The organism is uncultured Anaerovibrio sp., from assembly GCF_947302755.1.
In the GTDB taxonomy this organism is placed as follows: Bacteria; Bacillota; Negativicutes; order Selenomonadales; family Selenomonadaceae; genus Anaerovibrio.
Window position 1 is genome coordinate 1 of the sequence record NZ_CAMYWM010000103.1, and the last position, 9,076, is coordinate 9,076.

General features: G+C 39.8%; 8 protein-coding genes. 3 read left to right on the top strand and 5 right to left on the bottom strand.

From position 1 onward, the window contains the following. Window positions 1–126 precede the first annotated feature (126 nt). From bioB to Q0Y54_RS09590, 4 genes are all read right to left on the bottom strand, one after another. Window positions 127–1,095 (bottom strand): biotin synthase BioB, encoded by a 969-nt coding sequence (bioB, locus tag Q0Y54_RS09575; RefSeq protein WP_297966901.1) that lies wholly within the window; start codon window positions 1,093–1,095, stop codon window positions 127–129. 313 nt (window positions 1,096–1,408) lie between these two features. Then, window positions 1,409–2,158: an NAD-dependent protein deacylase gene (locus Q0Y54_RS09580; protein ID WP_297966904.1), complete on the bottom strand. Its 750-nt coding sequence runs from the start codon at window positions 2,156–2,158 to the stop codon at window positions 1,409–1,411. A gap of 251 nt (window positions 2,159–2,409) precedes the next feature. Next, the gene (locus Q0Y54_RS09585; protein WP_297966907.1) at window positions 2,410–3,345 is read right to left on the bottom strand and encodes a hypothetical protein; all 936 of its coding nucleotides are present in this window, start codon (window positions 3,343–3,345) and stop codon (window positions 2,410–2,412) included. A 348-nt stretch (window positions 3,346–3,693) separates the two neighbouring features. Further along, a complete protein-coding gene (locus tag Q0Y54_RS09590; protein WP_297966910.1) occupies window positions 3,694–5,253 on the bottom strand; it encodes a replication initiation protein in 1,560 nt (519 codons plus the stop codon). 1,457 nt (window positions 5,254–6,710) lie between these two features. Between Q0Y54_RS09590 and Q0Y54_RS09595 the strand changes: the two genes are divergently transcribed. Further along, window positions 6,711–7,469, top strand: a complete 759-nt coding sequence (locus tag Q0Y54_RS09595) for a ParA family protein (RefSeq protein ID WP_297966913.1) — start codon at window positions 6,711–6,713, stop codon at window positions 7,467–7,469. 309 nt (window positions 7,470–7,778) lie between these two features. Next, complete coding sequence (locus tag Q0Y54_RS09600; protein ID WP_297966916.1) at window positions 7,779–8,132, top strand: hypothetical protein; 354 nt, start codon at window positions 7,779–7,781, stop codon at window positions 8,130–8,132. A 154-nt stretch (window positions 8,133–8,286) separates the two neighbouring features. On the opposite strand, the gene Q0Y54_RS09605 is transcribed toward Q0Y54_RS09600, so the two are convergent. Beyond that, on the bottom strand, window positions 8,287–8,448 hold the full coding sequence (locus Q0Y54_RS09605) for a hypothetical protein (RefSeq protein WP_297966919.1): 162 nt from the start codon (window positions 8,446–8,448) through the stop codon (window positions 8,287–8,289). 178 nt (window positions 8,449–8,626) lie between these two features. Here Q0Y54_RS09605 and Q0Y54_RS09610 point away from each other — a divergent pair. Then, window positions 8,627–9,076: hypothetical protein (locus Q0Y54_RS09610; RefSeq protein WP_297966924.1), on the top strand; the 450-nt coding region annotated here is incomplete at its 3' end.

Genomic DNA, 9,076 nt, shown 5'->3' on the forward strand with positions numbered 1-9,076 from the left:
GACACCAATATTTTCAAGGAATTGGCTTTATTTTTGTGGTGGGAAAGTTGAGTAATATTATAACCCAACAGCACTGTTTTTTCACTGAGTTATTTAATAATCGCGGGATATCTCCAAATAAGTCCTTTATTGATTAGTCATGCCTAATTTTTTCAGCAGCCCCATATCCTCCTTTATGGTTGTACCGGAGGTGGTAAGCATATTACCGGTTATTGTGGCAGAGGCTCCCCCCCGGAAGGCGGTGGCTCCACTGTCCGGCAGCACCTTTCTCCCTGCAGCCATGCGGATATTGGCTGTTGGATTAATAAACCGGAAGATAGCCATGGTTCTCAGGGCATCCTCCGCTGAAATAGGCTCCTGATGCTCCAATCCTGTTCCCGGTATAGGCACCAAAATATTAATCGGAATAGACTGGATGCCTAACTCCTGTAAGGCAAAGGCCATATCTATACGGTCCTGCCAGCTCTCCCCCATGCCGATTATTCCGCCTGAGCAAACCTCCAAGCCCTCAGCCTGGGCTGCCTTAATGGTATTTATCCTGTCCTCATAGGTGTGGGTGGAACAAATTTCCGGATAATATCCCTCACTGGTTTCTATATTATGGTGATAGCGGGTCACCCCCACCTCCCGAAGCTGCCTGAGCTGGTCCCGGGAAATAATCCCATGGGAGGCGCACAGACCAATGGACAGAGTCTCCTTCATTGTCCTGTAGGTGGACAAGGCCTTTTCAAAGTCCTTGCCGGTTAATGCCCGGCCGGAGGTGACCAGGGCAATCCTGTTTACTCCTGCAGCCTCATTGGCCTTGGCATTTTCCAAAATTTCCTGTTCAGATAAAAAGCCGTACTCATCCACACCGGTTTTATGACAAGCAGCCTGGGCACAATAACGGCAATTTTCCCCGCAACGGCCGCTACGGGCATTAATAATAGTACATAAATCAACATGGTTACCGCAGAAATGCTCCTGAAGTCTCTGGGCCCCTTCCTGTAATTCCTGGAGAGGAGTATCCAACAAATAGGATACATTATCCTCACGGCTTATTCTCTCCCCAGCTATAATTTTATCCACCAGCTCATGGATATCCAACGCTTTCATTGCCACACACCTCACATAAAATTCAACTAAATTGCGGTGGAGCTTTAACTCCACCTGAATTTTGCAGAATTGTTAACCACTGTATAATGATACCTGGCGCACGCCATCGTTATCATTATATTGCTGCTTATGTTGACCGTCAACTATATATTTTATTTAAGTTGACCTTTTTAGGTGTTACCTTTGTGTAGATAAATATCTAAATTAATATTTATTAAACTATATTTTAACAGTAAATAAGTATTATTTTAATTGTTTTATCCCATTAAAAAAGCTGACCACAATATCATGTTGACAGCAGTCAGCTCTAATACTATTTTTTAATCTGATCTAATACACAGGCCTTTAACACCTTCCCCACGGCGTCATGAATAACCAAATCGCACCATTCATCAGCCGGTGTAGGCGTCTTGTTGATAACAATCAGATTTACCCCACGGAAAAACCGTACCAGACTGGCAGCCGGATATACCATCAGGGACGTTCCACCTACTATCATGGTATCAGCCTTGGAAATAGCCTCCTCTGCATCTATCAGATCTTGACGATTTAAGGCCTCCTCATAAAGTACTACATCGGGACGCACCATACTTCCGCAGCTGGGACAGACCGGGATACCAGTACTTTTCACAACAAAGTCTGCATCATAGGCCGAATGACATTTCACACAGAAATTACGATGAACAGATCCATGCAATTCTATTACATTTTTAGATCCGGCCATTTGATGGAGACCATCTATATTCTGGGTTATGATGGCCTTCAGCTTGCCCATTTCCTCCAGCTTGGCCAAGGCTTTGTGGGCATAGTTCGGTTTAGCATCCAGATATATCAGATTTTTTTTGTAATAATCAAAAAACTCCTTGGGATGCTCCTCCAAAAATGTATGGGATACCATTTCCTCCGGTGAAAATTTCTGCTTCAGCTTCCGATTATACAGCCCCTTTGCACTGCGAAAATCCGGAATTCCCGACTCGGTGGAAACACCTGCACCACCCAAAAACACCATGGATCGGCTTTTATCAATTATTCCCTTTAATTTTTTAATTTCTTCAGCCCCCATAAAAACTCACCTCCCTATTTATCTCATATTTCTTCTCTTTGTCTTGATTGACAGTTATTCGTCATTACCCCGGGAAAATCCTGCTTTATTTAATGCCAAAAGAGAAAACACCTGTCACAAAACTGGCAGGTGCTTTCCATTAGGAAGGTCATATGGGATATATCAAATACTTGTTGTTATCAAAATAATAACATTAAAATAAAGTTATATTAGCTACATAATATGGTTAAAAAAATGTTTATAAAATGTTTTTAAACCACCCTTTTATAGTTACTAAGCTGCTCAATATTTTTTGGTAACGGTAAACTGTCATAGGTGCTCTTTATCTCGGAAAACAGCTCCGTCCTTCGCTCAGGGCTGGTGCCTGGATTTCTCCATTCTTCATACATGGTATGAGTAGCCCGGCTGGCCGCCAGGGTCTCCTGGGAATGTACCTGGAGTTCAAAGGCCTGACCGGAAGGACTGGTAAAATTTAGATGAACAGCCTTATATCGGCCCTCCTTATTTAAATATTTATTATCTATCTCATCCAGCACATACCCCTTATCCTCAAGGAGCTCTACAGTTTCACGGACCTTATTGGCCATATCGTCATGATTTACCACTTCAGTATAGCGCAGCAAGTCCCCGGTCTCGGAAATATATTCAAAATCCTGCTTGGGAATTTCCCCGGCTTCCAGTGCCTTATTGGTTTTCCGGTCAATCTTGCTCTTTATGCTGGAGGCTGTCTTTACAGAATACTCCAACCCCTCCATGGAGGTCCCCAGTTCGTTGGCAATGGCCAGCATATCCAGGGTAATACGCGGCTCGTTGGCCCGGGCCATATTATAAGCCACCTGGGCCCTGGTTTGGCACCCTTCAAGGATGTAATCATTTTTGGAGGCACTGCCGGAAACCACTACCTTTCCGTTTCTGTTGCGGTACGGTATGCCACCAAGTCGCATGCTGTCGGTTAATGCGGTAGCCGTGCTCATCAAGCCAATCTGGGCTGCCGAGGCACTGTTTACATTGCCAAAGCTGCAGGAAAAGGCCGACCAGGCCACAACACCTGCTACGAAAAATGCTTTCCCCTTGCCCAGGTTATCCATTTTGGTTAATTCAATCATCTTTGATAAATCATTAAGCTTGGTTTTCTTTAAATATCGTCTCACCTTTTTCAAATAATTGTTGACATCGCTTGTATCCATACAGCTTCACTTCCTCTCGGTATAAACTTACTGGACACCTGATGGTGTCCACACGCCCTTACAACGAAATCTAAAGCTCATCTGCATCCTTCGGATTTGATTTGCTAAGATTTCATAGTAAATTGCTGAGATACACAAAATAGCGTCCTTAATTTTTCCTACAGTTATAATATAACAGCATTGTCTGAATATTAGTTGAAAGCCATTATTAAAATTAGATTAGATAAATACATGACCAAATTGTATACTTTTTTATCAATGGACAAAAAAACAGAACGCCAAGGTTTTAGCGCTCTGTCTCACAATCATATAGCTCAATATATCAAATCAGCCTGTCTGTGCCGGCCATTATTCCAAGATATCAGCAATTGATGTTTTACCCACAATGCTTTGAATTTCGCTGATATTAAGCTTGGCATCCAAGCACTGCTGAAGAAATTCCTTGCTGATCTTGCCTCCCTCAACCAATACGGTAAGCACCAGCTGGTTTTTTAGCCCCTCCTTAACGGAATTGGCATGCTCCTCCACATGGGGCGGGCTGACCTCCGGCGGATTTTCCACCACTCCCAAAATACTGGAGGAAGCATCATCAATGGTATCCTTATCCTCTGAGGCATATACATAGCTGTCAAACTCTGGCACAGGCTCTTCCCCGCCTGCCAAAGGCTCTGATACATTTACGTCATCTGTTGATGCCCTTTCATTCCTCAAGGAAGAAAAATCAGCCATTAAATAGCATCTATAAAACTCTGCCTTATCGATTTCCCCCAAAAGGGTGTCTATCACATCATCCATATCCCCAACCCTGACATGAGCCATTATAACCTCCCTGGAGGTCTCACCAAATCCCTTTTCAATCAGGAACTGTTCACAGGCCTGTTCAGAGGCAGAATTATTCAAATGACTCTGGTTAAATAAATCAAATTGGGCAGCAGCCCTTCTGGCATTACCGGCATAATCCTGCTCTATTGCCTTGCGCATATAGGCAGGAATATTCTTTACCCCATGCTGGGTCAATGTATATTGCACATTATCCTTTATCCGTTTGGTATCATAGGTACGTATAAAGCGATTGGCCACTATTTTTCCTATACCATATTTCAGAAGAATCTCCACCAGATCATCATCGGCCACAGTAATATTTTCCTCCACCTTCGGAGCATTATCCTTTTTTCTGAGATAAAATTTAAATCCCGTTATGGTGCGGCTTGGCTTGATTTTTTCAAATTCAATATAATAGCTGGTATTATTGTTGATATCCTTAATGGAATAAGTAATAACAGAACGAATGAATACCGATACGTTCTGATATTTATCATCGGGGATACCCATATAAAACCGCAAATCATCCAGGGAAAATTCACGCTCAATAACTCCGGAGGTCTTAAATTTCTCAAAGCCCTGGTATTGCAGCAGCAGCTCCAGCAGCTTAATGGAATGGGTGGACTTCAGGGAAAAAATGGAGCTGGCGGCAATCTGGGTATAGGGCTTGTCAGCCAATTCCAAAACATAAGGAGCAAAATCCTTATGCAGCTCTATGGAAAGCATTCCCTTTTTTTTATCAAATTCAAATTTTGGAAACGGTACTACTGATACCAGCTTTCCCTTTTCCTCATTATCCTGCAGCTCCACACGAATCCCCTGGAGATTATTGCAAAATCCCTTCAACCGCGAATAATATGCATTATTGCCGCCAAACATCTTAATAACCTCCACAGATGGTATACTGACAATTTTATTTTCTGCCGGCTCCCCATCCTTCAGCTGTGGCCTTAAGCTGGCCAGGGCCAAATAGAAAAGCCTTGCTTCCATTAAATTGGAAAAAAATGAGGCGGATTCAATAAGGGTATTGGCCTGCAATATTATTTGTTTTGTTTTGCTTTTATGGCTATTAAGCTTCGTATTCATCCCTTTACAATCCCCATGTTAAAAATTTCTTTTAATCGAGCTTAATCCAGTGAACTCGAACAGATAATATAAGACTTTTCAAATAGAAAAGAATACAGAACCTCAATATATATCGGTCTTACGCGTTCATTATAGCATTATCTGAGTGAAATGTATAATACTTTTTGATATTTTTTCCAAAAATGTTACAATTAAGTCGTGTATTGTAACGTCCCGTGTTTTCTGGTGTTGAATGATATCGTTTCATGTTTTTTCATTGATACATGACCTAATTGTATAAAAAGTTGCTAACTTTTATGATACAATTAGGTCATGTATCTGGCAAAATATTTAATAAATATCTATCAGATGACCGAATTGTATAGTGAATTTTTAATAGATGACCGGATTGTATCAATACTTTACATTATTATTTAAAAATTTTTGATACAATTAGGTCATGTTTCATAAATCTATGATACAATTCAGTCACATATTGGCTATATATGACCTAATTGTATCTTTTTTTTAAGATTTTTTTAAAACTAATGATACAATCTGGTCTCCTATTGTTACAATAAGGTCATTTTTGTCGTTTTTATCTATTTTATCCGATGCTGACGGATGCTAAGACTCCCTCCTCTATGTGAGATAAATGATACAATCTAGTCATGTATTTTTAAAACGCCATCCAACTATTATTTACCTGAAGATAAAACAGGTAACCCCCAGCCTCATTATGTAAGGCAAACCGTCTAAAATAGACAGTGATCATAGCTCCAGAGGGAATGCTGCCCAAAGCCAGTACTTCAGGCAGCGCGGCTTGGGAGAGCTTAGTTCTAAAGAAAAATATCTGAACCAGGACATCATACAATAGATGACCATAATGTATCATTATTTTTTATTCCCCCTAGAAAACGCCATATAAGCTGACCATATTGTATCAAAGAATATGAAGTCACCATGAAAATTCAGATTTATCCACAGATACATGACCAAATTGTATAGAAAGTTTCATCATAACATCTATATTGAAGAATTTTTATGATACAATTAGGTCATGTAATGCTACAATCCGGTCAGGTAAACTATACAATTTAATCTGATAAATGATACATTTCGGTCATACTTATGATACAATCCAGTCATATATTTTATACAATTAAGTCTTGTATAATCCATGAACCCCTTGATATATATGGCCTGGAGGAAAACTAAAAACATAAAAAAATATAAAACATAAAAAAAAGAAAACACACCATTTATCAACAATAATCTCCGGATAACTGAAAAGGACAGAAAAGGAAGGAGATGAGAGGTGGTAATGTGTGTTTTTTAATTTTTTAAAAATATATTGACTTGCAAAACACGAAAAAAAATACTAATATAACTGTATTATAGTAATATTAAAATTATAAAAAAACATTTATATGCTGTTTAATAAATGTTTTTTTTAAGAGTAAAAATGAGGTGTATAAATGGAAATTGTTGCGTTTTCAAACAAAAAGGGTGGCACAGGTAAAACCACCTCTGCCATTAATTTTTGTGCAGCTCTGGGCAGAAAGGGCTATAAGGTATTGGCTATAGATCTTGATCCCCAGGCAAATTTCACAGCTGATTCCGGTGGTGAGGCTATAGGAACTGTAGCCGGAACCTTTGATTTTATTTTAGGGGCTCCTTTGGAGGATGTGGTACAGCACAATGAGTATTATGATTTTATGGGAGCCGATAAGCGCATTGAGAATCAAAGAAGCAAATTTGAGGAAAAGGGTTCAGATTTCCTATTAAAAAAGGCCCTGGCCAAGGTTGAGGGCTATGACTTTGTGGTTCTGGATACGGCTCCGAGTATGTCAGGGATAGTATTTTTGGCATTGGTTGCCTGCAACCGCGTTATTGGGGTATGTGATGCAGACCAGCGAAGCGTTACCGGTCTTGGTGATTTGTATTCCGCTATTCAGAGTGCGGCTGATTATAATCCGGGACTGAAAATTGATGGTATTCTGATTACAAGGGATGTTCCCCGGACCCAGGCCAACAAATTTGCTGTGGATGTATTCCATCAGGCCGCAGCCCAAATCAACAGTATCGTATTTAATACCCATATAAAGGAGCGTACAGTATTCCATCAATGTACCGCCCTTCATACTAACGTGTTCAATGTGGATGCCAAATCAGACGGTGCCAAGGATTATGAAGCATTTACAGATGAGGTCCTGGAACTGTTTAATAAAAATTAAAAAAGCAATATTTTAACCCCAGGCTAACGGGTGCTAATGTTCCCTTTTCTTAATTGGGAGAAAAGCCCCCATAGCGGTCAGTGTCAGCTGCTCAGCTAAGACCATGGTCTTGCTTTGCAGGACACTTTCGCATGGGACGTATTAACCAATAGGCTTTGCCTCTTGGATACGTCCGCAAAGCTATGGATTAATTCGACTACATTCAGTGGGCATATAAATCTCCCATTGAATTAGTCTTATTTAACGATTAATAAAAGCTAAAAAAATACTAATTTAAAGTTATAATAACACTAAAATGAGGTGAAAATAATGGCAAAAAAATTGGACCTTAATAATACTGCAGCAGCCCTGGGAGATTTTACCGGCAGGGCAAAGCCAGTTGTTCCCCTTCAGCAGGAGGAAGAACAAAATGTGGACCAGACTGCACAGAACACTGTTACCACTGAAGAAATGATACATGACCAAAATGTATCAGAAAATCATGTGGCACCTAAAAGGCGGGGACGACCTACCAAGGAAATAAAAAAAGATTCCCGACTGTCCGTATATATGACCGAGGATTTAAAGGGACGCCTGGAGAAGGTGGCAGACAAAAAGAGTATGAGTATGAATGCTATAATAACGGCTGCGCTTATAGATTATTGTGAAAGCAATGGTTTATGATTGAATATTATACTGTTAATAAAATGATAAAAAATAATTAAATAATTATTTAAATAAACTTATTATAATATTAATTAAGTGTTAAAATACTATTATTTTACATACAATAAAAGGCTCGTCCGTACCAGGCCGAGCCTTTTAAAATTCACAGGCATTACTTATACTTTTTTCCATATACATCTTCTTCCTGTCCGATTTCCTCCTCCTCATCAGGATAATGGCGATCGTCAATATCAGGATGTAAAGGATCTGGGTCCTGCCAGCCCTCCTTTTCCGAACCATCATATTCCTGCCACCACTTCTTAGGCCCTTTCATAGCTTTTTCCCTCCTTTCTCACGAGAATTTCTTAAGTATATTATATCATTTTATTGACGAAAAAATCAGAAAATTTAGGAAATTATGATATATCAAAAAGCAGGATTTTAAAATTAAATGTAAAATATTATTAGTATAGATTTTGGGTCCACCTCCCATAGAGAAAGGAGGCAATACCATGGATAAGGCAGGCTCATTACAGAAGCAGGTAATGGCTTTTCTTATAGCGACACTGCTTGTTCTGACGGGAGTGTTGTGTTTTGCCGCCTTTGAAATTGTTGGAAGTGAAAAGGATAAGGATATTGCTATAGAAATGAATACCCTTACCACTAATGAGGCGGAAAAGATAGATCAGGAATATATAAGGTTTGAGGATACCGTTGACCATATGGTAAGTATTGCTGATTTTTTTATTAACAACGCTGATGATATCAAGGATCCAATCAGGCGCAGCTATATTGATCATAATATTCAGGAGCTATTTGACAGATTTTCCAAAACCACCAATTTGTCTCTGGGTTATTACTGTGTTTATAATCCGGAGCTGGTAGGAAATCAACAGGGCTTTTTCTACAGCCGTAATGCAACGGGCAATATGGAAAAGCATGAAATGACTGTCATCAGTGAT

Excerpts from the sequence above, each read along its gene's own strand:
- bioB (WP_297966901.1), bottom strand. The coding sequence starts at position 1,095 with ATGAAAGCGTTGGATATCCATGAGCTGGTGGATAAAATTATAGCTGGG.
- Q0Y54_RS09580 (WP_297966904.1), bottom strand. The coding sequence starts at position 2,158 with ATGGGGGCTGAAGAAATTAAAAAATTAAAGGGAATAATTGATAAAAGC.
- Q0Y54_RS09585 (WP_297966907.1), bottom strand. The coding sequence starts at position 3,345 with ATGGATACAAGCGATGTCAACAATTATTTGAAAAAGGTGAGACGATAT.
- Q0Y54_RS09590 (WP_297966910.1), bottom strand. The coding sequence starts at position 5,253 with ATGAATACGAAGCTTAATAGCCATAAAAGCAAAACAAAACAAATAATA.
- Q0Y54_RS09595 (WP_297966913.1), top strand. The coding sequence starts at position 6,711 with ATGGAAATTGTTGCGTTTTCAAACAAAAAGGGTGGCACAGGTAAAACC.
- Q0Y54_RS09600 (WP_297966916.1), top strand. The coding sequence starts at position 7,779 with ATGGCAAAAAAATTGGACCTTAATAATACTGCAGCAGCCCTGGGAGAT.
- Q0Y54_RS09605 (WP_297966919.1), bottom strand. The coding sequence starts at position 8,448 with ATGAAAGGGCCTAAGAAGTGGTGGCAGGAATATGATGGTTCGGAAAAG.